This is a genomic window from Variovorax sp. GW821-FHT10C12 (assembly GCF_059415405.1).
Genome location: NZ_JBWKNE010000008.1, coordinates 82,736 through 107,377, shown reverse-complemented (window position 1 = coordinate 107,377; position 24,642 = coordinate 82,736). Strand labels below are relative to the sequence as shown.

The 24,642-nt window shown below is 65.7% G+C and carries 25 protein-coding genes and 2 tRNA genes; 3 read left to right on the top strand and 24 right to left on the bottom strand.

Annotation, left to right across the window (positions count from 1 at the left end; genetic code table 11):
* The first annotated feature begins 10 nt into the window (after positions 1-10).
* Entirely contained in the window at positions 11-1,285 is a 1,275-nt protein-coding gene (locus tag AC07OH_RS26720) for an McrC family protein (RefSeq protein ID WP_495302717.1), read from the top strand.
* On the opposite strand, the gene AC07OH_RS26715 is transcribed toward AC07OH_RS26720, so the two are convergent.
* The 10 genes from AC07OH_RS26715 to AC07OH_RS26670 form a co-directional block, all read right to left on the bottom strand.
* On the bottom strand, positions 1,247-1,837 hold the full coding sequence (locus AC07OH_RS26715; protein WP_495302716.1) for a very short patch repair endonuclease: 591 nt from the start codon (positions 1,835-1,837) through the stop codon (positions 1,247-1,249). The two genes, AC07OH_RS26720 and AC07OH_RS26715, sit on opposite strands and share 39 nt — an antisense overlap.
* A 5-nt stretch (positions 1,838-1,842) precedes the next feature.
* Positions 1,843-4,260: a DNA cytosine methyltransferase gene (locus tag AC07OH_RS26710; RefSeq protein WP_495302715.1), complete on the bottom strand. Its 2,418-nt coding sequence runs from the start codon at positions 4,258-4,260 to the stop codon at positions 1,843-1,845.
* A 102-nt stretch (positions 4,261-4,362) separates the two neighbouring features.
* Positions 4,363-4,668, bottom strand: a complete 306-nt coding sequence (locus tag AC07OH_RS26705) for a helix-turn-helix domain-containing protein (RefSeq protein ID WP_495302714.1) — start codon at positions 4,666-4,668, stop codon at positions 4,363-4,365.
* A 274-nt stretch (positions 4,669-4,942) separates the two neighbouring features.
* On the bottom strand, positions 4,943-5,233 hold the full coding sequence (locus AC07OH_RS26700; protein WP_495302713.1) for a hypothetical protein: 291 nt from the start codon (positions 5,231-5,233) through the stop codon (positions 4,943-4,945).
* 288 nt (positions 5,234-5,521) lie between these two features.
* Positions 5,522-5,734, bottom strand: a complete 213-nt coding sequence (locus AC07OH_RS26695; protein WP_495302712.1) for a hypothetical protein — start codon at positions 5,732-5,734, stop codon at positions 5,522-5,524.
* A 237-nt stretch (positions 5,735-5,971) separates the two neighbouring features.
* Complete coding sequence (locus tag AC07OH_RS26690) at positions 5,972-6,385, bottom strand: hypothetical protein (protein ID WP_495302711.1); 414 nt, start codon at positions 6,383-6,385, stop codon at positions 5,972-5,974.
* A gap of 417 nt (positions 6,386-6,802) precedes the next feature.
* The gene (locus tag AC07OH_RS26685) at positions 6,803-7,366 is read right to left on the bottom strand and encodes an HNH endonuclease (RefSeq protein ID WP_062473294.1); all 564 of its coding nucleotides are present in this window, start codon (positions 7,364-7,366) and stop codon (positions 6,803-6,805) included.
* A gap of 43 nt (positions 7,367-7,409) precedes the next feature.
* Positions 7,410-7,483: transfer RNA gene (locus AC07OH_RS26680), tRNA-His, on the bottom strand.
* A 35-nt stretch (positions 7,484-7,518) separates the two neighbouring features.
* Positions 7,519-7,731: a hypothetical protein gene (locus tag AC07OH_RS26675; RefSeq protein ID WP_062473292.1), complete on the bottom strand. Its 213-nt coding sequence runs from the start codon at positions 7,729-7,731 to the stop codon at positions 7,519-7,521.
* 140 nt (positions 7,732-7,871) lie between these two features.
* Positions 7,872-7,948, bottom strand: a tRNA-Pro gene (locus tag AC07OH_RS26670).
* Positions 7,949-8,232: 284 nt separating this feature from the next.
* Between AC07OH_RS26670 and AC07OH_RS26665 the strand changes: the two genes are divergently transcribed.
* Complete coding sequence (locus tag AC07OH_RS26665; RefSeq protein WP_495302710.1) at positions 8,233-8,562, top strand: hypothetical protein; 330 nt, start codon at positions 8,233-8,235, stop codon at positions 8,560-8,562.
* Positions 8,563-8,565: 3 nt separating this feature from the next.
* On the top strand, positions 8,566-8,982 hold the full coding sequence (locus AC07OH_RS26660) for a hypothetical protein (RefSeq protein WP_495302709.1): 417 nt from the start codon (positions 8,566-8,568) through the stop codon (positions 8,980-8,982).
* Between the two features lie 14 nt (positions 8,983-8,996).
* Here AC07OH_RS26660 and AC07OH_RS26655 read toward each other — a convergent pair whose 3' ends face one another.
* Genes AC07OH_RS26655 through AC07OH_RS26590 form a run of 14 tightly spaced genes read right to left on the bottom strand, consistent with a single transcriptional unit; the run spans position 8,997 to position 24,625 of the window.
* Positions 8,997-9,464, bottom strand: coding sequence for an acyl-CoA thioesterase (locus tag AC07OH_RS26655; protein ID WP_495302708.1), 468 nt, complete (start codon positions 9,462-9,464; stop codon positions 8,997-8,999).
* Positions 9,461-9,994, bottom strand: coding sequence for a MarR family winged helix-turn-helix transcriptional regulator (locus tag AC07OH_RS26650; RefSeq protein ID WP_062473285.1), 534 nt, complete (start codon positions 9,992-9,994; stop codon positions 9,461-9,463). Before AC07OH_RS26650 ends, AC07OH_RS26655 begins: the two co-directional genes overlap by 4 nt.
* Positions 9,991-10,767 carry an SDR family NAD(P)-dependent oxidoreductase gene (locus tag AC07OH_RS26645; protein WP_070062353.1) on the bottom strand — a complete coding sequence of 259 codons (777 nt, stop codon included), beginning with the start codon at positions 10,765-10,767 and terminating at the stop codon, positions 9,991-9,993. Before AC07OH_RS26645 ends, AC07OH_RS26650 begins: the two co-directional genes overlap by 4 nt.
* A gap of 53 nt (positions 10,768-10,820) precedes the next feature.
* Complete coding sequence (locus AC07OH_RS26640) at positions 10,821-11,570, bottom strand: SDR family NAD(P)-dependent oxidoreductase (RefSeq protein WP_495302707.1); 750 nt, start codon at positions 11,568-11,570, stop codon at positions 10,821-10,823.
* Positions 11,567-13,156, bottom strand: a complete 1,590-nt coding sequence (locus tag AC07OH_RS26635) for an ATP-dependent acyl-CoA ligase (protein ID WP_495302706.1) — start codon at positions 13,154-13,156, stop codon at positions 11,567-11,569. Before AC07OH_RS26635 ends, AC07OH_RS26640 begins: the two co-directional genes overlap by 4 nt.
* On the bottom strand, positions 13,146-13,877 hold the full coding sequence (locus AC07OH_RS26630) for an ABC transporter ATP-binding protein (RefSeq protein ID WP_095950531.1): 732 nt from the start codon (positions 13,875-13,877) through the stop codon (positions 13,146-13,148). The genes AC07OH_RS26635 and AC07OH_RS26630 overlap by 11 nt, the downstream gene beginning before the upstream one ends.
* Entirely contained in the window at positions 13,874-15,661 is a 1,788-nt protein-coding gene (locus tag AC07OH_RS26625) for a branched-chain amino acid ABC transporter ATP-binding protein/permease (RefSeq protein ID WP_495302705.1), read from the bottom strand. The genes AC07OH_RS26630 and AC07OH_RS26625 overlap by 4 nt, the downstream gene beginning before the upstream one ends.
* A complete protein-coding gene (locus tag AC07OH_RS26620; RefSeq protein WP_070062349.1) occupies positions 15,658-16,713 on the bottom strand; it encodes a branched-chain amino acid ABC transporter permease in 1,056 nt (351 codons plus the stop codon). Before AC07OH_RS26620 ends, AC07OH_RS26625 begins: the two co-directional genes overlap by 4 nt.
* Positions 16,714-16,768: 55 nt before the next feature.
* Positions 16,769-17,932, bottom strand: a complete 1,164-nt coding sequence (locus AC07OH_RS26615) for an ABC transporter substrate-binding protein (protein ID WP_062474987.1) — start codon at positions 17,930-17,932, stop codon at positions 16,769-16,771.
* Positions 17,933-17,971: 39 nt separating this feature from the next.
* Positions 17,972-18,436 (bottom strand): aromatic-ring-hydroxylating dioxygenase subunit beta, encoded by a 465-nt coding sequence (locus AC07OH_RS26610; RefSeq protein ID WP_495302704.1) that lies wholly within the window; start codon positions 18,434-18,436, stop codon positions 17,972-17,974.
* Positions 18,433-19,752, bottom strand: a complete 1,320-nt coding sequence (locus AC07OH_RS26605) for an aromatic ring-hydroxylating dioxygenase subunit alpha (protein WP_495302703.1) — start codon at positions 19,750-19,752, stop codon at positions 18,433-18,435. Before AC07OH_RS26605 ends, AC07OH_RS26610 begins: the two co-directional genes overlap by 4 nt.
* A 26-nt stretch (positions 19,753-19,778) precedes the next feature.
* Positions 19,779-20,921, bottom strand: a complete 1,143-nt coding sequence (locus AC07OH_RS26600; protein ID WP_159273269.1) for an ABC transporter substrate-binding protein — start codon at positions 20,919-20,921, stop codon at positions 19,779-19,781.
* 43 nt (positions 20,922-20,964) lie between these two features.
* Complete coding sequence (locus tag AC07OH_RS26595) at positions 20,965-23,421, bottom strand: penicillin acylase family protein (RefSeq protein ID WP_495302702.1); 2,457 nt, start codon at positions 23,419-23,421, stop codon at positions 20,965-20,967.
* 37 nt (positions 23,422-23,458) lie between these two features.
* A complete protein-coding gene (locus AC07OH_RS26590) occupies positions 23,459-24,625 on the bottom strand; it encodes an ABC transporter substrate-binding protein (RefSeq protein WP_159273267.1) in 1,167 nt (388 codons plus the stop codon).
* Positions 24,626-24,642 lie beyond the last annotated feature (17 nt).

The following is a 24,642-nucleotide window of genomic DNA, read 5'->3' as shown; positions in this document are numbered from 1 at the left end:
GGAGAGCCGGTTGCCTACATTGACGACATGGGAAGGTATGCCCGTTCCTTTCCCCGAAGGAATGGATCAGCGCGCTTTTTCCAATCGATTAATGAGGGCTACCGAAAAAAATTCGGCGCCCTGTTTCCGCGTAAAGAGAGGAAGATTGCACGCAGCCGAAGTAGTTGGATGCATCCAAATCGGGCGGCTTCGGTTAAATATTCTTCCGAAATCAGACACGGCAGAGATTCACCGAGATCAAGACTTTCTCTTAAACATGCTCCGGGCCGCGGGATATCTCAGCCAGCCATATGCCAGTGCAGCTAATGTCAGGTCTTCTACACAAGACCCGCTTGAAGCTCTCATCTCGCAGACTGCCGAAGACATGGCCGAAGCCTTGCGCAAAGGGGTTTCGCGCCGCTACGAGGAGAAACGCGAGGAACTTCCAACGCTTCGAGGGCGGATTGACTTCTCACGACTGTCTCTGAGGCTCCCTGGCGAGCGAGTGCTACTGCCTGTACGACACTCACCGCTACATACAGACAACGAACTAGCTCGATGCATTAAAGGCATCGCGGTGCTTTTACATCGACTTGCTCGGAGTGCAAAAAATAGACAGCAGTTCGCATCTCTTCTTCATGAGTTCAGCGGCGTGGAAACCCATCCGCTAACTTTGGATAAACTGAATCGACTGCAGTTGTCACGCTCTGAGTCCCTTTGGACTCGCCCTATCAGCTTAGCGCAACTACTACTCGCAGGAAGCTCTCCCGATCCAACTTTCTCGGGTGCAAGTGAAGCCTTCTCGATGTTATTTCCGCTACAGCATCTATTTGAGAGGGTGATGCGCAACGTACTTACCACAGCGCTTCAAGGCTCAGGCATTTCCGTCAGTCATCGCAGTGCACCTCGATTTCTTCTTGCCGACCCACTTGATGGCAGTGGCGTGGTGCGGTTAAGGCCGGACTACACCATAGGGCATCCAGATGCACCCTTGGCTATAGCTGATGCCAAGTGGAAACGCGTAAGCGCCACTGGCAGGGCACATGGTGTGAATCGCGAAGATCTTTACCAAGTCAATGCCTATCTAAGCCGCTTTGCTGTGCGCAATGCATTCATTTTTGTTCCGAGAGCAGCATGGATGGCAGAGTCTTGGACAAAGTCATATGAAGTACCGAACGACAGTGGCTGCATTCATCTTGTAGCCACCGATATCGAAAAACTCGTATCGAGCAACCCTGTGATCCGGTCTCCGGCCTCTCAAGCGATCTCAGCTACCCTCAATAGCATCTTGACTTTTTCGAGCTAGCAAACGAATTGGCCTTCGCTCTCGTATCTCAACCTGAGATCGACCCGGGTCTAGAAGGTCCTCCAGAAACCAAGTTTCACGCCCAGGGTCCGCTGTGCTTTCCTCCACTTGGACGACTACTTGATGTGCTAACAGTACTCGGCAGCCATTTATGACGGCGTCAGCCACTCTGCTCGCTGCCCCGTCTAGGTCGGTGCGGATCTCATGCTCCCAGATCCGGAGAACAATCCATCCGTTGGCGATCAACTGTCGAGTTTGACGCCTGTCTCGTGCCGTGTTGCTTGCCAGCTTGGCAGCCCAAAAATCGCCGCGGGATCTCGGCCGCACGTAGTGATCAGGACACCCGTGCCAAAAGCAACCATCGACAAACACGGCTATACGCCGTACCCCAAAAACGATATCCGGGCGTAACCCCTCGATTCTCCGATTGAGCTGGTATCGCAGCCCTCTCCTCCACAATTCCGTGCGAAGAAGAATTTCTGGGCGGGTATTTTCCCCGCGAATCCGCGCCATGTTAACACTGCGAATTTCGCTAAGATTTTCGACACCCATTTTTCTCACAACATGACTAAATCCCGCTTAGGCTCGGTAGTTTCGACGCGAGTCGATAGGGCTTCTTTTCTTGACTCTGAGGCCTCATCCACACGAAAAAGAACTGCAGAAACTCTCTCTGCAAATTGAAGGCTCAAGAGAGGTGGGACAGCATTGCCGACCACTTTAAAACCGTCAACCAACCCTACCGCACCAAAACGATAATCGTCGGGGAATGACTGCACGCGGGCGGCTTCACGCACCGAAAGTGTCCGCGGTAGGAAAGGATGTACATAGGCGTACGTATCCTTAGCCATGTGACTAACAATTGTCTTGGACGGGTAAGTCGCGTCCATTCGGGAAAGCCAGTCACCGTGAGCGCCATCACGCTTGCGAAGATAGTTTTCTGCAAGCAGATGGTGTTGCAGCTCTCCAGGCTGCGGGCGAATACCTTCAAGCAAAAGCCGAAGACTCAAGGAGCCATTCATCATCCCAGCTAACTGGGTGACTTCATCGGCGGGAAGACCAAGCTTCTTGGCTAATTCCGGAGAGGTCGCAAATGCATCCTTCAATCCATTGATCACCGCAGACAATCGCCCTAAGGTCGGCACGTCATCACATCGATAGTCCATCCATCGCTTGCCAGGCCCCATCAGCGAAAAGAAGGCAGCGTCGTCTGCTCGAGGGGGACGGGCGATGTGAGCATCAATCGCCTCTCCGCAAAAAACCCATCGTCTAAAAATGTCATCTGCAGAAATTTCGCGATATTCTAAGGAGTCTTTTTTTCCTGCGATCGATCGCTTCACAGTTTTTTTGCTTTGGCTATCAAATTCGGGGGCGGGGAGATCTTCAAGTGCGGTCTGGAGGGGAACAGCAGCACGACGCGGCAACGCCAGACACCACTCGGCGGCATCAACATCTGCAAGCAGTTCGCTTGCATCCTTGCGGACCCCCGCCATTACGAATCTTTCTCGGCTCTGAGGTACAGCATGCTGAGAAGCCACAACAATGCGCCGAGACACTTTATAGCCCAGACCTTGCTCAGAGACTGCTTCAATCGCTTCCGCTAGGATATCTGCCGCATCAAACTCGACTCCATCAGACTTTACTACCGCCTGGAAATGTCTGACATTTTCAAAAAGAAAAATTTCTGGGGCAAGAGCAGCGACGAACAAGACATACTGGTGCATCAGTTGATTGCGGCTATCAACAGAATCTTCATCCTCATGCACATGAACGCTCTGCTCGCGCAGGCTTCGAATCTTTCCGCGGCCGATACGACTGAATCCTTGGCAGGGCGGCCCACCGAGCAAAACCGACACTTGGTAGCCATCCGCATAGAGATCGCGCAGGCACTTCTCTATCGTCGCATCATCGAAGAACGTAGTACGTATTGCTTCTCTCTCAGCACGCCAGTCAATCCAAAGGCGTCGGACTCGATGCATTGGCGCGCACTCCAGAAACTGTTCGAAGCGTTGAATCCGTTCAGCAGCTGATGCCAGCTGACCGCGACCCGAGCCCTCGCCCCGCGTATTCAGCTTTCCTACCTCCGCATCCCAAAGCTTGCGTGCGCGCGATTTGCAAGCACGCAGGAGCTTTTCATCAATTACAGGTGCAACGCTGACGCTTTCATCGCTGACCTCACCATCCATGTGCCAAATCAAGGGCCCCACCTTGGGATAACTAGTCCCCGACATAGGTAACTTTGTCGCATTGTGGAAGCCCGTTATAGAGGTCTGTCCGAGAACGCCCCCTCCCATCTTCTTCAGAGCTTCCGTATAGCCTTGATCTCGCCGTAATTGAGATAAGGATTCCAAGAAAACGCGATCGATCTCACGTAGATGCTTGCGCAGCATCGGAACACCTCCATATCCGATGTCAGCCAGCTTGGATCTGAGAGAATTGTCTCCAGTAGACCGAGCAAAATGATCAAGATAATAGGCTCGGATTTCACTCTCACTCATGAAATCCGAAATGTCCGCCTGCCGTGCTATAGGTATTTCGCCAGATGGAGATGGATGATTGTCATTGAAGACACGCACCATGGGATCTTCAATGTCAAGAGCCATTGCAATCCGAAAAACCCCTCCACCATTGAAACGATCAAAGCCAAGAGACATTCCGCCACAGCCGCAGAACAAATCCACTACATTACGCGGTCGTTTCGGCAGAAGATTGGAATGCAACTCCGCTGTAATCTGAGCAGAATCATCTAACTCGGATTTAAATAGATCCCCTGTAGACGATGCAGTAGGACGCGACTTTTTTTCATTCCCATCTAGCCATAAACGATATTTGGCGAGGGAATCGCTGCGCACATACTCACCATTGAGATGACGAATAAGCGCTGACGCACCAATTCCAATGGATACAGCAGCTTCAACGAGGTCTATTCCTTCCACCCGTATCCGGGCGCGGACCTGTTCAAGGATTGAATTTGTCATTCGGAGTTAAATTCGATCTGAGATAGAAAGGTCCTAGTCGCAGAGACAGCTGAAATCCGTGCCGCAACAAGACCAATAAGATGAAAAGGGAAAGAGTGAAAGTCACGACAGCGCCGCAAGGTGCAAAACCGTCTCTGGATGCTTCTGCACGAGCCTTATTAAGGTGACCGCCTGTGCGTTCGGCCTGGAACGCCCTTGCTCCCAGCCTTCAAGCGTCCTAGCGTTCGTTCGCAGGTACATGGCAAAAATGGCCCTGGACATCTTCAGGCGCTGCCTGATATCCATCAACTCCTTAGCGGTCAGTTCGGGAAGTTCTGTGAGCTGAACCTTATGAGACCTTAAAGTTGTCTTGTCTTGTCGCTCGGAGTCCAACACCTCGACGCCCCACAAAATCTGGCGCTTAGTCATCTCGTTTTCCTTAGCGTACTGCTTCCAAAAAGCTGACGGATAGAACTCGAAAAGTATACGTTATCTACGTATGCTCAATGAGCATTCCATATGAGAGGCTCGCTCCAGCGCATCCATCGAAAGCAGCCAATGCCAACAAGCCAAATCGCCCAGTAAGAGCGCACGATCATCAACTCAGAGTTCATCATTCCGCCTGGAGGCGGCCCATGTTCTAGACGAACAGACGACCCCAGTCACTTCGCCCTTCGCACAGCGAGTCGGTCCCGAGCAAACTCTAGCGCGGCACTTCCGGGCCTTTCGGCATAGCCTCGTGTTCCCAAACCTTGGCCGCGACAGCCTGAAACAATCGCTCTGCGTCTGTGACCAGATCTGCCGCGATCCACATGACCATATCTCGATTTTTAGCCCCGATCTCCTCGAACCAATCGCTGCCCATGCCGTAGCAAGAACCAAGCAACGCTCGCAGCTGAGACAACTTTTTCTCAAGACTGTCTAGTGCATCCGGTTCGGAGGTTTCCTCGCGAGATGTGGGCGTGTTTCGCCCGGCGATAATTTGATCAGCCACTTGATGTGCTCCTTCGAAGGTAATGCACGTTGCTTGGTCAGACGGTCAGGGTGTTAGCGCACCCTGACCGTCGCCTTTTGTGCCTCACATCGACATCACTGCGGTGTGCATCGATGTCCCGCCGTGAGGCGCGGCGCTCGTTCAAATGTAGGGAGAGAAGCGCGGCAACGGAAGCCTCACACGGTGAACAAATGAGGACTCGCGGCGACTTTGCAGAACGTGTGATGTGCTCGTGATGAATTCAACGATGCCGACGCTTGAACCGTTCTCTGCTTCACCTCACTCAACTCAGCGAACGTCATGCAGCTTGTGGTCTGAGCCCATCTGGAGTGCTTCAAGCGAAAGACCTGCCTTCTCATGCGCTGTGACAACAGGCGTGTCGACCTTGCGCGCTTTCCCATCGCCCATCTCTCGCGCCGACTGCACAAGCAACGCATCGAAGTCCTGACCTGCGTCGAAGGCAGTCAGTTCGGCGTCACTCATCGGCTGTTTCTGCGACATCGCGCGACTCCCTCAACGTTTCGCAAGAGATCGAATCAAGGTTCGCCTTGGCATGGATCAACAGCAGGACAACTGCACTGGGCTTCGTGCAGTTGAAGCACACCGCTCGCATGTCACTGCTCTCGCGCGGTCAGCGCACCTTACGCGCTCCGCACAACTTCTGAACGAGATCATTGGCTGCTAGCGGAATTGCTTTACGGGTCGACAACAAACGGCTCTGCGAACCATTCACTTGCCTCAACCCGCACCCGCCGCCCACGCCTCCACCCGCCGCACCAACGCATCCCGCCGCGCCGCCACCTCCGCCAGCAGGTACTGCCGCGCCTGCTCTTGCGCCACATCGCTCGACAGAAACCACTGCTCGCGCTCGGCGCTGCCTTGCGGTGGCGGGGTGCCCCACCCTGCTTCGCCGTTGGCGCCTCTGAACGCTTCAGTCATCGGCAGGCGGCCGTCGGTCTTGCCGATGTCCGACAACGCCTCGGGCGGGCCGTCGAGCGCGATGCGCACGTGCACGACGCTCTCGCCTTCGGTGCGGATCGATGCGCCCAGGCCGCCCTCGCGGTGCACGCGCCACAGCTCGGCCGCGGAGGCGTTGCGGACCCAGCTCTCCAGGGCGCGGACCAGGCTCTCGAGAATGATTTGTTGGTTCATGAGGAATATTTCACACGTTTCTGTCTGGTGTCGGCAAGGGGCCACGGTGCGATGGGGCCAAAAAGCCGTTGTAACTTCTTGCCTTGGCGCCTGCGCTATATTTCTTGGCATGGAAAAGGCATCCGACATAGGCAAACCCACGGTTCCGATCGACCTGATCGGGCCGGAACATTGGGTCCGTTCACGGCGCGGCCCTCGCCGTACGACGAAGGTGCTCTTCATCTTGCTCGGTGGGCTCGCAGCAGCCACAGCAGTGGCTTACAGCTTCTTTGGCGCGGGGCGCTGAACACAAACAAGCAAGCCACTCGCGCCTTCATTCACTCACACACATCGCTCGCACACCGCGAGCCGCACAAGGCAAAGCCCGCTGTCCGTTGATCCAACGGGCAGCGGGCTTTTCTCTTTGTGCGCGTGGCGCTACTGCAGCCGCGAGCCGCGCGGCAGGCGTTTGGCCAGCCATTCGTGCACGTCCGCGCGGATGTTGCGGCCTTCGAGCAGGAAGTTCTCGAAGCGGCTCGGCACGTACGGCAGGTAGACCAGCGGCATGCCCGCTTCTTCGGGCGTGCGCGCGGCCTTGCGGTTGTTGCAGACGGCGCAGGCGCTCACGAGGTTGGTCCAGCTCCATGGGCCGCCGCGCGACTCGGGCATGACGTGTTCGCACTGCAGGTCGCGGTCGGCGAACACCTGCGCGCAGTAGGCGCAGGTGTGGCGGTCGCGGCGCAGCAGCTTGGCCTTGGTCACGCCGGGCACGACGTCGAAGAGGTTGATCTTCGACGCACCGCGCAGCGCGATGATGGGCGCGACGTCGATGCGCGACTGCACACCGCGCGCCACGTTGAAGCCGCCGCGCAGCGTGGCCAGCGGCAGCGCGCCGTCTTCCCAGGCCACGTTGCCGGTGGCGTAGTGCAACACCGCCTGCTCCAGCGAGATCCAGGCTTGCGGCGTGCCCTGAATATCGAGTTGCAGGACGTGTGAATGCATGACGAATCGCCTCCCTTCGCGGCGATGACTTGGGGTGAACGGATGGGGTGCACGAACGGAATCGAACCGTTGTCAGCGGGACCACAACCCGCGGCTCTGCCATTGAGCTACACGCACCATTGAAGAAACAGAAGACGAGCAGTGCCGAGTTGCTACCACTCGCCCGACGCGCGCACGCGCTGGTCGAGGTCGAGGCTGTCGAGCGACGCCTCGCTGCCGCCCTGCAATGCCGACGCGCGATCAGCCACGTAGCGCGGCCCGAGCCCCACGCCGAAGCGCTGGGCCAGCGACCACACCATGTGCCTGCGCGGCAGCGGCGCCGGGTGCACGGCGATCATCCGGATCGGTGAGTTGCGCTTGCGCATGAGGGCCTCCTGGGTGGGTGACGAAAAAAGAAAGTAATGACTTGAAAAATGTCCGGTGACGGGTTCCGGCGCCGCCCTATCTTTGCGGCCGGTTTCCGCGGGCGGGCCATGCGTTGGCATGGCCCGGTCCCGCTCGGGTGTGGTCCGTGTGGCAGGAGTTGAACCTGCGACCCTCTGGTCCCAAACCAGATGCGCTACCAGGCTGCGCCACACACGGAAGAAAAACAAACAAAGCCTGCCGCGCTTCCATTTCGGTTGTGTCCTCACGCGACGGGCCGCGCGCTGGGCGCGGCCCCGTCGAACGTCGCTGCACAGGAGTGATCAACTCATGCACATCCCGCCAGACCGTCGACGCGGCAATTTCTGGCGGTGGGGTGAAGGCACACCCGAAATGGAAAGCGGCAAAAACAAAAAGGCCCGGAACCTTGCGGTGTCCGGGCCTCTTTGCGAGAGAGCTTGAGAGATGCGCGCCTACGCGCGACCTCCACCCGGGGGCACCTGATGAGCCTCGAACTGACCACCCACGCGCAGACGGGCTGCGGCTTGGGCGACGTACGCGGTGTTCAGGCGCGAAGACAACGACAAGGGCGACGGCATGTCGAAACCATGGCAGAACCCGACGCGCACGAGCGGTCGGCCCGAGGCGGGTCGATGGCTGGTGAGGATCGGTGCGGTGTTCACGATGGTTCCTGGTCAAAAATTGCCGCTGTCGGCTGTAAGGGGTTGGAAAAAAGGGACGGCTTGTGCCGTGAATTGGAGGCAACTGTAAAGAGTGTTTACGGCGACGTCAACAACCGGGACAATCTTTTCTTGTCTTGTTGTTGTTTTTGAACAGTGCCCCATACCACCGTCGCGCGCCGCCGCAATGCGCTTGTGCTGCATCGCCGCTTTCTCGAGGACGCCGTCGCGGCGGGCCTGCCCGCCAAGGGGCTCGACCAGGCGTTCGCGCGCAAGCTCGAGATCTCTCCGAGCATGTGGAGCCAGATCAAGAGCGCGCGGCCCATCGGCGACAAGCTCGCGCGGCAGATCGAACGGCACTGCGACGTGGCCGCCGGTTGGCTCGACGAAGACAACACACCACCTTCAGAAGCACCGCCCGATGCGGCGGAAGAACGCTTCGTGGCCGCCGCGCGTGACGCGTGGCGACAGGCCAATGCGAAGGGAAAGCGGGAACTCAGCGGCTGGCTGAAGAAGCACGCGCTGGAGAAGAAGGCGCTCGAGCCTGCCGACGGCCCTGCGCCGGCGCCCTAGCCTTGCTCAGGCCTTCAGGCCTTGCCAGCGGGCTCGGCGGCAGCCAGCGCCGGCGCATCGCGCAGGATGGCCGCGCGCATGTCGTCCGGCACGGCGATGGCGCGGTGGGTGTCGAGCGAGGTCGTCACCAGCACCTGCCGCACCTGCATGCGCACCTCGCCCGTGGTGGGCTCGAAGCAGCGCAACGCAAGCGTGATCGAGCGCGAACCCAGTTGCGCCACCGAGAGGCCGAGCGTCACGCGGTCTCCCATGCGGCTCACGGCGCGGAAGTCGGCGTCGAGCTTCACGGTCGGCAGGCCGACGCGGCGTTCGCCGATCAGTGCGTGGTAGCCCACGCCGAGCCCGTCGCTCACCCAGTCTTCGACCAGGCCGTTGAGCATCACGAAGTACTGCGGATAGAAGACGATGCCCGCCGGGTCGCAGTCGGAAAAACGGATCAGGCGCGGGCGCTGGAACTCCACGCCACCGCCCTCGCCGCTCATGCGCGGTCCTCGACCGCGCCGTCGCCGCGCATCACGTGCACGCGCAGCAGCCCGAGCTGGTTGTGCATCTGCTTGACGGTCTTCATGTCCAGGCCCGAGAACATCTCGAGGATCCACTGCTCGTGCTCGGTGGCCATGGCTTCGAAGGCGTTGCGGCCTTCGGGCGTGAGGCTCACGATCCAGGCGCGGCGGTCGTCGGGGCTGGGCGCGCGCGCCACCATGCCTTCGCGCTCGAGCTCGTCGGTCAGGCCGGTGACGTTGCCGCCGGTCACCATCAGGTAGCGCGAGAGCACGCGCATCTTCAGGCCGTCTTCGTAGCGGTACAGCTGCGCCATGTAGTCGAAGCGCGCCAGCGAGATGCCGAAGCGCTCGCGCAGACGGCGCCGGATCTCGGCCTCGATCTGCGTGGTGCTCGCGAGCATGCGCAGCCACAGCTTGAGCATGGCGTGGTCTTCATGGCCGGCGCGGGCTTCGTGGCCGAGTTCTTCGGCGTCGCTCAGCACGGCGTGGGAGGCATCGTTGCGACTCATGTGACTTCTCCTCCGGAAACGGAGATCGACTGGCCCGTGACCGACGCGGCGCCCTCGCCGCACAGCCAGCGCACGGCGTCGGCCACTTCGGCCGGCTGCACGATGCGCTTTTGCGGGTTCACGCTGGAGAACTCGGCCAGCGCATCGGCTTCGCTGCGGCCGGTCTTGCCGACCACGTTGGCGACGCTGTTGCGCAGGATGTCGGTGTCGGTGTAGCCCGGGCACACGGCGTTCACGGTGATGCCCTTGCGCGCCACTTCGAGCGCCAGCGCACGCGTGAGGCCGATCACGCCGTGCTTGGCGGCCGTGTAGGCCGACACGTAGGCGTAGCCCTTCTGCCCTGCCGTGCTGGCGATGTTGACGATGCGGCCCCAGCCGGCGTCGAGCATGTCGGGCAGCGCGGCCTGCGCGCACAGGAAGCTGCCGGTGAGGTTGACCGACAGCATGCGCTGCCACAACTCGACCGAGGTCTTCAGGAACGGCGCGCTCTCGGCGGCGCCCGCGTTGTTGACCAGCACGGTCACCGCCCCGCGCTCGGCCCGCGCCTGCGCGAAGGCCGACTGCACGGCCTGCGGGTCGGCCACGTCGGCCGCCACCACGCCGTGGCCGCTGCCCGCCAGGGTCTCGGCCACGCGCTGCAGGGCCTGCGCGTCGCGGCCCAACAGGGTCAGCACAGCGCCCTGGGCGGCGAGGGTGCGGGCGATCTCTGCGCCGATGCCGCGAGCGGCGCCGGTGACGAGGGCATGACGGCCAGTGAGCGAATTTGTGTGCATACCTGAATGGTTTAGTTCTGAATCATTTTAGCCATTTGCGCACCAGCAGGGTGCTACCGCATGAAACGGCCGCCGTTGAGGTCCAGCGTCGCCCCGGTCATGAAGGCCGCGGCCGGCGAGGCCAGGTAGACGACGGCGGCGGCCACCTCGTCGGCCAGCCCGAAGCGGCCGAGCGGGATGCCGGCCTTCAGCGCCTGCTGCCGCTCGGGCGCCAGCGCAGCGAGCGCGGGGCTCTCGATGGCGGCGGGCGCCAGCGCGTTCACGGTCACGCCGTGCGGCGCCAGCTCCTGCGCAAAGGCACGGGTCAGCGCCAGCAGGCCGGCCTTGCTGGCCGCGTAGTGCACGCCGGTGGCGCTGCTGACCTGCTGCCCCGCCAGCGAGGCCAGGTTGACGATGCGGCCCGCACCGCGTTCGCGCATGTGGCGCCCGGCGATGCGGCAGCCGAAGAAGCTGCCGCGCAGGTTGATGGCGAGCACGTCGTCCCACTCGGCGGGCGTGACGTCCCACAGCGAGGTGGTCGGCGTGCGCGCCGCGTTGTTGACCAGGATGTCGACGGCGCCGAAGTGCGCCACGGCCTGCGCGAAGCGGTCGCTGAAGGCCTGCTCGTCGCGCACGTCGAGCGGCAGCGCGAGGCCGTTCACTTCTGCGGCGACGGCCTGGGCGTTGGCTTCGTCGATATCGGCCACCGCCACGCGCGCACCGGCCTGCGCCAGTCCGCGCGCGATGGCCGCACCCAGCCCCTGCCCGGCGCCGGTCACGAAGGCCACGCGCCCTGCCAGCGGAAGCGCGGTGGCGTGCGTCATCCGGCTTTGGCGGGCCGACCGTCCCAGGTCTGCGGCCCCACGCCGCGCTCGCGCAGCTTGAACTTCTGCACCTTGCCGTTCTCGGTGCGCGGCAGGTCGGGCAGGAGGTCGATGTAACGCGGCACCGCGAAGTAGGGCAGGCGGCCTTCACAGAAGCGCGCCAGCTCGGCCGGGTCGATGGCCACGCCTTCGCGCGCCACCAGCGCGGCCATCACCTCGTCTTCGGCCAGCTCGGAGCGCACAGGGTACACCGCGCACGAGGCCACGCCGGGGTGGCTCAGCAGCACCTGCTCGACCTCGAAGGACGAGATGTTCTCGCCGCGCCGGCGGATCGCGTCCTTGATGCGGTCGACAAAGCGGAACGCGCCGTCGGCATCGCGTACCACGCGGTCGCCGGTGTGGAACCACAGGTTGCGCCAGGCCTCGACGGTCTTCTCGGGCATGTGGAAGTAGCCGCTGGCAAAGGCATAGGGCTCGTCGGCACGCAACAGCAGTTCGCCGGCCTCGCCGGGCGGCAGCGGCACGTCGTCTTCGTCGGCCACGCAGGCCTGGAAGCCGGGGCGCAGCCAGCCCATGACGCCGCCGCGCGGCGAATCGGGCGCGGTGGCGATGGCGAAGTTGGTCTCGGTCGAACCGTAGCCTTCGAGCAGCGCCACGCCCGTGCGCGCCTTGAAGGCCAGCCCCGCCGCCGCGGGCACGCCGGGCCCGAGGCCGGTGCGCACGCGATGGTTGCGCTCGCCCTCGCCTTCGGGCTGGGCCAGCAGGATGGGCACCATCGCGCCGAGCAGGTAGACCACGGTCGCGCCGTTGGCGCGCATCGCCGGCCAGAAGCCCGAGGCGGAGAAGCGCGACTCGAACACCACCTCGGCCCCGGTGAGCGCGGCCTGCGCGAAGGTGTTGAGCGCGTTGATGTGAAACAGCGGCAGCGTGGTGCACAGCACGTCGTCGCGGCCCACGCCGAGCACCTCGGCGCTGTTCACGCCCCACCAGAAGTACTGCGCCTGCGGGCAGATGACGCCCTTGGCCGGGCCTGTGGTGCCCGAGGTGTAGAGGATGGCGAGCGGGTCGCCCGGCTGCACCGCAGCGGGCGGCAGGGCCTGCGCGCCCGGTGGGTAGGCCGACACGCGCACACCGGCGGGCGGCGCCCACGGCGTTTCGGCCTCGCCGACCACCCACACCTCGCGCAGCGCCGTGCGGGCCAGGTCGGCCGTCGCCAGCCGATCGAGAAAGCCCGCCTCGATCACCAGCAGCTTCGCCTCGCTGTTCGCGAGGAAGTATTCGATCTGCGGCCCCATCGACGCGGTGTTGACCGGCACGACCGAGGCGCCGAGCCAGCCCGCACCGAGGAAGGTGTCGAGGAACTCGATGCGGTTGCCGCACATCACGGCGATGCGGTCGCCGCGCGCCACGCCGTGCTGTGCGAGCGCACCGGCGCGCGTGGCCGCCGCATCGGCCGCGTCTGCGTGCGTCCATTGCCGGCCCGCGATGCGCAGCAGCGGGCGGCCGCCGAACAGCGCCGCCTGCCGCTGCAGCATGGCGGGCAGCGTGCGCTGCGCCGGCGGCACCGCGCGCAGGTCACTCGTCATCGTGCGTGCCTCCGCCGAGGTAGGTGGCCTGCACGCGCGGGTCGCTCGCGAGGTCACCGGAAGCACCGGACAGCGCGATCTCGCCGGTCTCCAGCACATAGCCTTCGTCCGAGCTTTCGAGCGCGGCGCGTGCGTTCTGCTCCACCAGCAGGATCGACACGCCGTCGTCGCGCAGCTTGCGCACGATGGTGAGGATGTCGCGCACGATCAGCGGCGCCAGGCCCAGGCTGGGCTCGTCGAGCATCAAGAGGCGCGGCGCCGACATGAGCGCGCGGCCCACGGCCAGCATCTGGCGCTCGCCGCCCGAGAGCGTGTCGGCGCGTTGCGCGCGGCGCTCGGCCAGTCGTGGGAAGCGGTCGTACACCGATTGCAGCTGCCGCTTCATCGCGTCGCCGCGCAGCCGCTTGGCGTAGGCGCCCAGTTGCAGGTTGTCGAGCACAGTGAGTTCACCGAACAGTTCGCGCCGCTCGGGCACGAGGCACAGCCCGCGCTCCACGCGCGACTCCACATCGAGCCCCTGCAGGTCTTCACCCTCGAATCGCAGCGTGCCCTTGCACGGCAGCAGGCCCATGGCCGCGGCCAGCAGCGTGGTCTTGCCCGCGCCGTTGGGGCCGATCACCGAGATGATCTGGCCCCGCTGCACGTCGAGCGACACGCCGCGCACGGCCTCGACCTGCCCGTACGACACATGCAGATCGCCAATCTCCAGCATCGCGGTCATACGACGCTCCCGAGGTATGCGGCCTGCACACGCTCGTCGGCGCGCACCGCCGATGGCACGCCCTCCACGAGCTTGGAGCCGAAGTTCATCACCACCAAACGGTCCACCAGTTTCATCACGAAGTCCATGTCGTGTTCGACGATCAGGATGGTCACGCCCTCCTCGCGCAGCTTGCGCAGCAGGTCGCCCAAGGCCATCTTTTCCTTGCGACGCAGGCCGGCCGCGGGCTCGTCGAGCACCAGCAGCACGGGGTCGGCGGCCAGCGCGCGCGCGATCTCCAGGATGCGCTGCGTGCCCAGCGGCAGGCTGCCCGCGAGTTCGTGCGCACGGTCGCCCAGGCCGATGCGGTCGAGCTGGCGCTGCGCCTCCTGCAGGATCTGGCTTTCTTCCGTGCGGTCCAGCCGCAGGCCCGCCTTCAGGATGCCCGAGCGCGTGCGCGAGTGCGCGCCCAGCGCCACGTTGTCCAGCAGGCTCATGTGCGGGCGCAGCTTCACGTGCTGGAAGGTGCGCGCCAGCCCGAGCCGCGCCACCGCGCGCTGCGGCATGCCGGCGATGTCGTGCTCGAGAAAGCGCACCTGGCCCGCGCTCATCGGCAACGTGCAGGTCAGCAGGTTGAACATGGTCGACTTGCCCGCGCCGTTGGGCCCGATGAGGCCGATGATCTCGCCCGCCTTGACGTCGAAGCTCACGTCGTTCACCGCCACCAGCCCGCCGAAGCGCTTCACGGCGCCGTTGACCGACAGCACCTGCGTGCCGCGCGCCGGCAGCTGCCGGTGCGGCAGCGGTTCGACCGGCGCACCGGTGTAGCGCGAGGCGCCCTGCGGCGCGGCGCGCCGGCGCGTCCAGCGCCGCAGAAGGCCCATCACGCCGCCGCGCGCAAAGTGCAGCAGCAGGATGAACAGCGCCGCGAAGGCCACGGCCTCCAGCTGGCCTGCGCGCTGCGTGAGCATCGGCAGCACGTCCTGCAGGCCGTTCTTCAGCACCAGCACCAGCGCCGCGCCCACCAGCGCGCCCGCCAGCTGCCCGAGCCCGCCGGCCACGGCCATCAGCAGGTACTCGATGCTGGCGCGCACGTCGAAGGGCGACGGGCTCACGAAGCGGTTCATGTGCGCATAGAGCCAGCCCGCCAGCCCCGCGAACAGCGCCGCCGTGACGAAGAGCGACAGCCGCACGCGGTACGCATCCGCCCCCACGCTGGCCAGCAGCGTGGCGCCGCCGCGCAGCCCGCGAATGGCACGGCCGGGCCGCGACTGCAGCAGGTTGTGGCTGAACAGGCAGGCCAGCCCGACCACCACCCAGATCAGGTAGTACATGGCGCGCGGATCGGCCAGCGACCAGCCGCCGATCTGCAGCGCCGGGATGTTCGACAGGCCCGTGTGGCGCCCGAGCGCATCGACGTTGCCGAACAGCATCGCGATCGACAACCCCCAGGCGATGGTGCTCAGCGGCAGGAAGTGCCCGCCCAGCCGCAAGGTCAGCATGCCGATGGCCAGCGCCGAGACGCCCGTGAGCAGCAGCGCGAACAGCAGCCCCAGCCACGGCGACAGGCCCTGCGCGGTCGTGAGCCAGGCCGTGGCGTAGGCCGCGATGCCCACGAAGGCCGCCTGGCCGAACGAGGTGGCGCCGCCTACGCCGGTGAGCAGCACGAGGCCCAGCGCCACCAGCGCGCCGATGCCGATGTCGTTGAGCAGCGAAACCGTGAAGCTGCCCGCCACGGCCGGCACCAGGGCCAGCACGACGATCACCGCCGCGATCCACGCCATGCGTTTGGTGTTGCCGTTCATTGGTCCACCTCGTCTTCTTCCTCTTCCGAATGGGCCGCCATGAAGGAGCGCAGCATGAGCACCGGGATCAGCAGGCTGAACACGATCACGTCTTTCAGCGCGCCGCTCCAGAACGACGCGAAGCTTTCGACCACGCCGACCGCCAGCGCGCCGATGGCCGTCATCGGGTAGCTGACGAGCCCGCCGATGATCGCGGCCACGAAGGCCTTCAGGCCGATGATGAAACCCGAGTCGTAGTACATGGTGGTCACCGGCGCGATCAGCACGCCGATGAGCCCCGCCAGCAGCGAGGCGCAGCCGTAGGCCAGCAGCGCCGTGCGCACCGGCCGGATGCCGACCAGCCGTGCGCCCACGCGGTTCACGGCCGTGGCGCGCAGCGCCTTGCCGGCCACCGTGCGCTCGAACACCAGGAAGAACAGCCCGCTCAGCACCACGGCCGCCCCCACCATCAGCACCACCTGGCCGCTGACCGTGAAGCCGTCGCCCAGCGTGAACACCGCGCTCGTGAGCGGCGTGGTGCGCGAACCCTCCGGCCCGAAGAACAGCAGGCCCAGGCCCGAGAGCAGAAAGTGCAGCGCGAGCGACACGATCAGCAGCACCAGCACCGAGGCATCGGCGATCGGCTGGAACACCACGCGCGCCAGCAGCGGCGCGATGGGCACCACCAGCAGCACGGCCACCGCGATGTGCACCGCCACCGGCACGCCGGGCCGCGCCGCCAGCCAGGCGAGCACACACGGAATGGCGGGCAGCACGCCCCACATCAGCACTGCCTTCGGTATGCGCGCGGCCTCGCCGCGCCGCAGCAGGCTGCCGATCTCGGTGGCCAGCGCCAGCGCGGCCAGCACCGCCACCATGCCGATGGTCGGCGGCACGCGGCCGGTTTCGAAGGCCGCCAGCGACAGCGCGGCAAAGGCCGCGATGTCGCCGAACGGCACGAACACCACCCGCGTGACCGAGAAGATCAGCACCAGCCCGAGGCCGGCGAGCAGATAGACGGCACCGTTGGCCAGGCCGTCGGTGACGAGGATCAGCGCCACGTCCCAGTTCATAGAAAAACCTCTGTCGGAGTCATCGTTGTCGTTGTCGTGAAGAAAAACAGGAGATTCAAGGGGCGAGCTTCCATTGGCCGTTGTCGAGCTTGACGATCACGCGGGCGCGCTCGTCCACGCCGTACAGGCTGCCGGGCTTGAAGGTGTAGACGCCGTGCGTGCCGACCACTTCCTTGGTGCTGAAGATGGCGTCGCGCAGCGCCACGCGGAACTCGGGCGTGCCCGGCTCGGCCTTCTTCATGGCGCGCGAGGCGGCATCGGCGAACACCAGCCAGCCGTCGAACGAGTAGGCCGAGAAGGCGTCGCTGGTGGGCGCGTTGTTGACCTTCTGGAACACGGCGCGGAAGTCGGTCGCGATCTTCTTGGTCGGGTAGTCGGCCGGCAGCTGCTCGGCGACGATCACCGGGCCCGTGGGCATGAGCGCGTTCTGGCCGGCCGCGCCGACCACGCGCACGAAGTCGGGGTTGATCAGGCCGTGCTGGCCGTACACGCCGCCCTTGAAGCCGCGCTCCTGCAGCGCCAGGAACGGCAGCGCGCCCGGTGTGCCGGCGCCGCCGGTCATCACCGCGTCGGGACGCAGCGCCACGATCTTCAGCACCTGGCCGGTCACCGAGGCGTCGGCGCGTGCGTAGCGCTCGTTGCTCACCACCTTGATGCCGGCGGCGGGCGCGGCCTTGTTGAGGGCCTCGTACACCAGGTCGCCCCAGGCGTCGGAGAAACCGATGTAGCCCACCGTCTTGACGTTGTTGCGCTTCATGCGCTCGACCACCGCGTCGATCATGAGCTGCGTGGGCTGCGCCACCGTCATGACCCACGGGTTCTCGTTCGGGTCGAGCAGGATGGGCGTGAGGCCGATCATCGGCGTCTTCGCCTCCTTGCCCACCTGCGCCATCGCGATGGCCGACGGCACGCCCGAGGTGCCCATGAGCACGTCGACCTTTTCATCCTCGATGAGCTTGCGCGCGTTGCGCCCGGCCGTGGTCGGGTCGGAGCCGTCGTCCAGCACCACGAGCTGGATCTTGCGGCCGTTGACCTCGCCCTTATAGGCCAGCGCGGCCTGCATGCCCTTGGCGTACGGCACGCCCAGCGAGGAGTTGGGCCCCGACAGCGACACGCTGAGTCCGACCTTGAGGTCGGCCGCCAGTGCGCTCGCCACACCACAGGCGGTCAGCGCCGCGGCGAGGGCACCGCGCGTCAAGGTCTGCATCAGGTTCTTCATGTCGTAGCTCCAGTGAGGAAGGATGGAAGGAACGGAAACTCAGATGAACAACTGGATCGCGGGCAACGCGCGCGTGGCGTTGAGCAGGTCGATGCGCTTCTCGCGGATGGACCAGCCCGTGGGGGTGCGGACGAGGTGGTGGCGAGCGGTGCCGCTCAGCAACAGCTGGTCGTCGCCGCGCGCCTCGATGTAGAGAAAGGGCGTGCGCAGGCGCACGTCGTCGGCGCCCTCTTCCTCGATGCGCGAGGGCTGCAGCACATGCTGGCTGTGGCTGGCCGGGTGCTGCGAATGCGCGCGCGGGTTCTTCAGGCGCTCCACGCGCAGCTGCAGCAGCAGCCGGTCTTCGTAGGCCAGCGAGTTGTGCGAAAACGGATCGGCCTGCGCCGCGCCGAGCAGCGGCACCCAGTAGTGGCCGTCGTTGGCAAACAGGGCCAGCCAGTCGTCGAAGCGGCGCGCGTCGAGCAGGGCCGCCTCGTGGGCGATGAAGTCGCGCGGGTCGTTCATGCCGCCACCTCCGGCGTCATGGCCCGGGCCCAGGCGCGGAACTGGTTGCGCATGAGCAGTTCGTTGGTGCCGTTGGTGGTCACCGTGGCCTGCTGCGTCTCGGCCGGGTCGTGGTTGCGGTGCAGGCTGACCCATTCGTTGCCGCCCGCGCGCAGGCCCTGCTGGATGCTCTCGAACAGGTGCACGTCGTCGTGCGCCACCACCGACATGGGCGAGAACACGAGCCGGTTGTAGCTCATGGCGCGCTCGAACAAGAGCGCGGGCGCACCGGCCGCACGGAAGCTCCAGGCCTCGATGAGCGTGCGGTCGGCCGCCAGCGGGCGGATCACGCGGATGGCCTGCGGCGAGCCCTTGACCGACAGGCTCGGGTACAGCACCGAGTTCTGCGGCGAGCGCTGCAGGATGTCGGCGGCGCGCTCCACGCCGTGCGCGGCCTGCATCGCGGCCTCGTACTCGGGCAGCTGCGCGTAGTTGGAATGGATGCTGAAGTTCACGCCCAGCACGCTGTGGCCGTTGGCGAACACGCGCCCGCCCATCTGGTCGAAGAACTCGTAGCCCGAGCCGAAGGGCAATATCTGCTCCATCGCCATCGGCTTGGGGTCGGTGGGCGCATGCCCTTCCCACAGCGCCTCGGCCGCCTGGGTGGCCGACTCGTGCGTCGACATCGGGTGCACCGTGTCGTTGATGTTCTCCAGGTACATCTTCCAGTTGCAATGGACGATGTTGCGCAGCACGCCGCCGCCCACGGTGAGCTTGCCCTCGGGCGAGCGGTCGACCATGTTGTCGAGCGCGCCGAGCACCTCGCCGAAGTAGTCCTCGAACGTCGGGCCCGTGTCCGACAGCCGCACGAACACGAAGTCGCGGTACACCTTCACGTGCCTGACCACCGACAGTCCCTGCCCCGACTCGCAGGCCTTGAGCTGCGTGCCCTCGTAGCCGTTCTTCAGCGGCAGGCCCAGCGGCGCGCCGTCGAGTTTGTAGGTCCACGCGTGGTACGGGCAGCGAAAGAAGCGGCCGGTGTTGCCGCTCTCGTCGGTCACCAGCTGCGTGCCCTTGTGGGCGCAGCGGTTGTACATGACGTGCACCGCACCGTCGGGCTGGCGCACCATGAGCAGCGGGCGGCCCGCGATCTCCTGCGTGACGAAGTCGCCCGCCGCCGGCACCTGGCTGGCATGGCCCAGGAAGACCCAGGTGCGGGCGAACAGGCGCTCCTGCTCCAGCGCGAACAGCTCGTCGCTGAGGTACAGGTCGCGGTGCACCCGGTCGTCGCGGACCAGCGCCGCGACGAGATCGGGGCGGTTGCGGTAGGCGGTCATGGCGGTGGGCTTCGGTTAAACCGAGGTCAGGGAACGAGCTTCCACTGGCCCTTGTTCATCTGCACGATCACGACGCCGCGCTGGTCGGAGCCGTAACGGTCGTCGGGCTTGAAGGTGTAGATGCCGTGCGTGCCCACCAGCTCCTTCGTACCCACGATGGCATCGCGCAGCGCCGTGCGGTACTGCGGCGTGCCGGGCTCGCCCTTGGTGCGCGAGGCCGCGTCGGCCAGCAGCAGGTAGGCGTCGTAGGTGTACGACGAGAAGGCATCGGTGGGCACCGCGCCGTTCGCCTTCTGGTACGCAGCGCGAAAGCCCATCGCGACCTTCTTGATGGGGTTGCTGTCGGGCAGCTGGTCGGCCACCAGCACCGGGCCGCTGGGCACCTGCAGGCCGTCGATGGCCGTGCCGCCCACGCGCACGAAGTCGGCGTTGATGAGGCCGTGCGTGCCGTAGATCTTGCCCTTGTAGCCGCGCTCGGCCAGTGCCAGGTAGGGCAGCGCGCCCGGCGTGCCGGAGTTGCCTGCGAACACCGCGTCGGGCCGCGCCGCGACGATCTTCAGGATCTGCCCGGCCACCGAGGAGTCGCTGCGCGCATAGCGCTCGTTGGCCACCACCTTGATGCCGGCGGTGGCGGCGCTCTTCACGAGCGAGTCGTAGGCCAGGTCGCCCAGCGCGTCGGAGAAACCGATGAAGGCCACCGTCTTCACGCCCGACTTCTGCATGCGCTCGACCACGCCCGCCACCATGAGCGGGAACGGCTGCGACACGGTGACGGTCCATGCGCCGTCCGCGCCCGGAATGGTCACGGGCGTGGGCGAGATGAGCGGCGTGTTGAGCTCGCGCGCCACCGAGGCGATGGCCATCGCGCCCGGCACGCCCGAGGTGCCGATGAGCACGTCGACCTTGTCTTCCGTCACCAGTTTGCGTGCGTTGCGCCCGGCGGTGGTCGGGTCGGAGGCGTCGTCGAGCACGATGAGCTGCACCTTGCGCCCGCCGATCTCGGGCCGCTCGGCAATGGCCGCGCGGATGCCCTTCTCGTAGGGTACGCCCAGCGCCGCGACCGGCCCCGAGAGCGAGCTGATGAAGCCGATCTTGAGGTCTGCCGCCGCCGCACCGACGGCGGTGAAGGCGGCCAGCAGCGCGAGGCCAAGGCGGGAGATTTTCTTCATGGGAGCTTCCTCTTCGGGGGTTGGAATGGGGACGAGGGACGGGTCAGTAGCGCAAGGTGCGACGCGATTCGAGGTCGGCGTCGACCTGGGCGGGCGTGAGCCGCTCCGGCTTGCATTCGAAGCGCTCGAACAGCGCGAGCTGGTCGGCGTAGTGGCGGTCGCGCACGCCGGCCGGGCTCACGAAGCCGCTCTGCCCCGGCGCGGCGACCGAGCACATGTCGAGCGCGCCCGGGCGCAGCACGACGCGGTAGTTCAGCGTGCCGCGGTTCATGTAGGGGCTGACCTCGGGCTCGTCGCCCACGCCGGCCCATGGCACGCCGATGGCGTTGATGCGCGAGAAGCGGTGCCGCACCACGGGCGTGGTCCACGCGGCCATGTCGGGCCCGAGGCGGGTGCGCAGTTCGCCCACCGCATCGGTCAGTGCGGCGCGCACCATCGTGCGCGGGTCCTGCCCGTTGAAGAAGTCGTGGCGCTGCGGCACGCCCGAGGCCGGGCCGCTCAGCGCGTTCCACAGCAGCTTGGCCACGGCCGCGGGCTGGGCGCTGCCCGGCGAGCCGCGCGGCGTGAGCGTGGGGTAGCCCAGGTTGGCGTAGGTGGCGAACACGGCCGGCGGCAGGTCGTCGGCCAGCAGGCGCCGCGACATCGCGCCCAGCCACGCGCGCAGCACGGTGGTGGCGCGGTTGTCGTACACCTCGCCGCCCGGGGCGACGCGGTTCTTCAGGTCCCAGTTCGCGAGCAGGTCGGCCGCGCGGCGCGCGGGGTCGCCCGCCGGCAGGCCCTTCGCCGCGTCGACGATGAGGGGCACGAAGTAGCGCGCGTTCAGGTCGGCCAATGCCGCGCCCTGGCTCACGCGCCAGATCTCGTCGGCGCCCAGCTTGGCCGTGCCCTGCAGCTGCGCGTGGATTTCGGCCACGCGGTCGACGTGCGAGAAGTTCGCGCCGTCCGCGCGCAGGCCTTCGGCGATCTGGTTGTTCCAGCTCGCGAGGTAGCCCTGCGCGGGGTTGTAGGCGCGCGGGTTGGCGCTGAACGGCAGGCTGCCCTGCCACTCCATGCTGCCGTCGCCGCGTGCGGGAAAGCGGATGTCCTGCGTGGCCGGGCGGCGCGGCATGCGGCCCAGGCCCACGGCGCCGATGTTGCCCGCCACGTCGGCATAGAACCAGGTGATGGACGCGGCCACGCGCTCGCCCTGCGCAAGAAAGCCCGACCAGTCGCGCGCCCGCGCGGCACGCGCCCAGCCGAGCATGGTCTCGACCTCGCGGCCCTGCCAGGTGCTGCGCGCGGTGTAGGCGCGGGCGTTGTCCACGTCCCAGCTCTGCACGAAGCCGTGCACCGTGGCGTAGATGTCCACGCTCTGCGGCGCGGCGCCCTTCACGCGGATGACGTCGGTGCGCCGGGTCATCGGGCGGTAGGCGCCGTCGTACTTGTATTCGTGGCGGTTGGCCGGGTTCAGTTCTTCCTGGTAGATGTCGTTGGTGTCGAGCGAGCCCACCGTCGATCCCCAGGCGATGGTGCCGTTGGTACCGAACAGCACGGGCAGCAGGCCGATGGGCGTGAGGCCCGTGAGGTCGTAGCCCGCGCCGTGCAGGCCGATGCCGTGCACGAACGACGGGTTGTTGAAGCCCTGCTGCGGGCCGTTGTACAGGACGGCCACGCCTTCCTTGCTGCGCGAGGGGCCCAGCACCCAGGCGTTGCTGGCGGTCGGCATGCCTTCGGTGGCGGCCAGGCCCATGCGGGCGACCTGGGTGGCGCGGAAGTCGGCGGCGGCCTGCGCGGAGACCGGCGCGAGCGCGGCGTCGCCGGGCTCGGCGCTTGCCAGCCGGTTCGCGTTGCCGCGCGGCACGATGGTCGGCGCGGTCGGGTCTTCGAGCCAGCGCAGCTGCTCGTACAGCTGCAGGCCGGCCACGTCGCCGCGCGCCGCCTTGAGCTGGTTGAGCAGCGAGAGGTTGGCCACCTCGGCGGTGCCCGCGAAGAAGCGGTTGAGGATCAGGCCGATCCAGACCATGGCCACGTCGTCGGCGGTCCAGGGCGCCGGCTCGAAGCCGTTGTCGATGAACTCGCGCGGCATCAGCTTGCCGCGGTCGGCCAGCACGTCGCGGATGCGCGCGTTGACGCCCGCGGCATAGCCTTCGAACATGGCGCGGTCGTCCGCGTTCAGCGCATCGATCTGGCGGCGGATCGACACCGGATCGATGTTGGCGCGCGTGGCCTTGTCGGTCGCGACGAACTCGGCCCCCAGCACCTCGGCCACGCTGCCGTTGCCCGAGCGCCGCGCCATCTCCAGCTGGTAGAGCCGGTCTTCGGCGACGGCATAGCCGAAGCCGTGGAACAGGCCGCGCGTGTCGCTGGCGTAGACGTGCGGCACGCCGTAGCGGTCGCGCTTGATGGTGACTTCGCCATTGCCACTGGGCGCGGTCGCGGCGCAGCCGGCCAGCAGCGCGGCGGCGAACAGCACGGTGCCGGTCGCGCGCCGGCGGCGCAGGGAACGAAGAAGCGGGTGCATGGGGTGGGCGGCGTTCATCGGATCGACGCGAGGGCGTTCAGGGCACCAGCTTCCACTGGCCCTTCTCGAGCTTCACGACGACGCGCGAGCGGTCGTCCGAGCCGTAGCGCTCGGTGGGCTTGAAGTTGTAGACCGAGTGCGTGCCCACCAGCTCCTTGGTGCTCACGATGGCGTCGCGCAGCGCCAGGCGGAACTGCGGCGTGCCCGGCTCGGCCTTGGTGGCGAGCGCGCGCTGGGCGGCGTCCAGGTACACCAGCCATGCATCGAAGGTGTAGGCCGAGAAAGCGTCGGTCGGCGGCGCGCCGTTGGCTTTCTGATACGCCGCGCGGAAGTCCATCGACACCTTGCGGATCGGGTTGTCGGCGGGCAGCTGCTCGGCCACGATCACCGGGCCGGTGGGGGCCAGCAGGCCTTCGACCGACGCACCGCCCACGCGCACGAAGTCGGGGTTGATGAGCGCATGCATGCCGTAGATCTGGCCCTTGTAGCCGCGCTCCGAGAGGGCCAGGTAGGGCAGCGCGCCCGGCGTGCCCGAGGTGCCGGTGATCACCGCGTCGGGGCGCAGCGCCACGATCTTGAGCACCTGCCCGGTCACCGAGGCGTCGCCGCGCGCATAGCGCTCGTTCGACACGATCTTGATGCCGGCCGGCTCGGCGCTCTTTTGCAGCGCGCCGTACACCAGGTCGCCCCAGGCGTCGGAAAAGCCGATGTAGCCCACCGTCTTCACGCCCGACTTCTTCATGCGCTCGACCACCGCGCTCACCATGAGCGGCGCGGGCTGCGGCAGCGTGACCATCCACGCGCCCTCTTCGCCCGGCAGGTTGGCGTTGGCGATGGAGATCAGCGGCGTCTTGGTTTCGCGCGCCACGCCGGCAATGGCCAGCGCGCCGGGCGAACCGGCCGTGCCGATGATGACGTCGACCTTGTCCTCGTCGATCATCTTGCGTGCGTTGCGCGCGGCCGTGGTGGGGTCGGACGCATCGTCGAGCTGCACCAGCTGGATCTTGCGGCCGCCCAGGTCGGCCTTGTAGGCGAGCGCGGCCTTCATGCCCTTTTCGTACGGAATGCCCAGCGACGACACCGGCCCCGACAGCGAGGTGATGAAGCCGACCTTGAGATCGGCGGCCCACGCGCTGGCGGCGCTCAGCGCGCCGAGGCCCGCGGCGACGGCCGCGAGGGTGCGAATTCGGTTCAGGACTTTCATGGCGATGCTCCAGAGGT

Coding starts and splice junctions, on each gene's coding strand:
- AC07OH_RS26715 (WP_495302716.1), bottom strand. CDS start 1,837: ATGGGTGTCGAAAATCTTAGCGAAATTCGCAGTGTTAACATGGCGCGG.
- AC07OH_RS26710 (WP_495302715.1), bottom strand. CDS start 4,260: ATGACAAATTCAATCCTTGAACAGGTCCGCGCCCGGATACGGGTGGAA.
- AC07OH_RS26705 (WP_495302714.1), bottom strand. CDS start 4,668: ATGACTAAGCGCCAGATTTTGTGGGGCGTCGAGGTGTTGGACTCCGAG.
- AC07OH_RS26695 (WP_495302712.1), bottom strand. CDS start 5,734: ATGTCGCAGAAACAGCCGATGAGTGACGCCGAACTGACTGCCTTCGAC.
- AC07OH_RS26690 (WP_495302711.1), bottom strand. CDS start 6,385: ATGAACCAACAAATCATTCTCGAGAGCCTGGTCCGCGCCCTGGAGAGC.
- AC07OH_RS26685 (WP_062473294.1), bottom strand. CDS start 7,366: ATGCATTCACACGTCCTGCAACTCGATATTCAGGGCACGCCGCAAGCC.
- AC07OH_RS26675 (WP_062473292.1), bottom strand. CDS start 7,731: ATGCGCAAGCGCAACTCACCGATCCGGATGATCGCCGTGCACCCGGCG.
- AC07OH_RS26665 (WP_495302710.1), top strand. CDS start 8,233: ATGAGCCTCGAACTGACCACCCACGCGCAGACGGGCTGCGGCTTGGGC.
- AC07OH_RS26655 (WP_495302708.1), bottom strand. CDS start 9,464: ATGAGCGGCGAGGGCGGTGGCGTGGAGTTCCAGCGCCCGCGCCTGATC.
- AC07OH_RS26650 (WP_062473285.1), bottom strand. CDS start 9,994: ATGAGTCGCAACGATGCCTCCCACGCCGTGCTGAGCGACGCCGAAGAA.
- AC07OH_RS26645 (WP_070062353.1), bottom strand. CDS start 10,767: ATGCACACAAATTCGCTCACTGGCCGTCATGCCCTCGTCACCGGCGCC.
- AC07OH_RS26640 (WP_495302707.1), bottom strand. CDS start 11,570: ATGACGCACGCCACCGCGCTTCCGCTGGCAGGGCGCGTGGCCTTCGTG.
- AC07OH_RS26635 (WP_495302706.1), bottom strand. CDS start 13,156: ATGACGAGTGACCTGCGCGCGGTGCCGCCGGCGCAGCGCACGCTGCCC.
- AC07OH_RS26630 (WP_095950531.1), bottom strand. CDS start 13,877: ATGACCGCGATGCTGGAGATTGGCGATCTGCATGTGTCGTACGGGCAG.
- AC07OH_RS26625 (WP_495302705.1), bottom strand. CDS start 15,661: ATGAACGGCAACACCAAACGCATGGCGTGGATCGCGGCGGTGATCGTC.
- AC07OH_RS26620 (WP_070062349.1), bottom strand. CDS start 16,713: ATGAACTGGGACGTGGCGCTGATCCTCGTCACCGACGGCCTGGCCAAC.
- AC07OH_RS26615 (WP_062474987.1), bottom strand. CDS start 17,932: ATGAAGAACCTGATGCAGACCTTGACGCGCGGTGCCCTCGCCGCGGCG.
- AC07OH_RS26610 (WP_495302704.1), bottom strand. CDS start 18,436: ATGAACGACCCGCGCGACTTCATCGCCCACGAGGCGGCCCTGCTCGAC.
- AC07OH_RS26605 (WP_495302703.1), bottom strand. CDS start 19,752: ATGACCGCCTACCGCAACCGCCCCGATCTCGTCGCGGCGCTGGTCCGC.
- AC07OH_RS26600 (WP_159273269.1), bottom strand. CDS start 20,921: ATGAAGAAAATCTCCCGCCTTGGCCTCGCGCTGCTGGCCGCCTTCACC.
- AC07OH_RS26595 (WP_495302702.1), bottom strand. CDS start 23,421: ATGCACCCGCTTCTTCGTTCCCTGCGCCGCCGGCGCGCGACCGGCACC.
- AC07OH_RS26590 (WP_159273267.1), bottom strand. CDS start 24,625: ATGAAAGTCCTGAACCGAATTCGCACCCTCGCGGCCGTCGCCGCGGGC.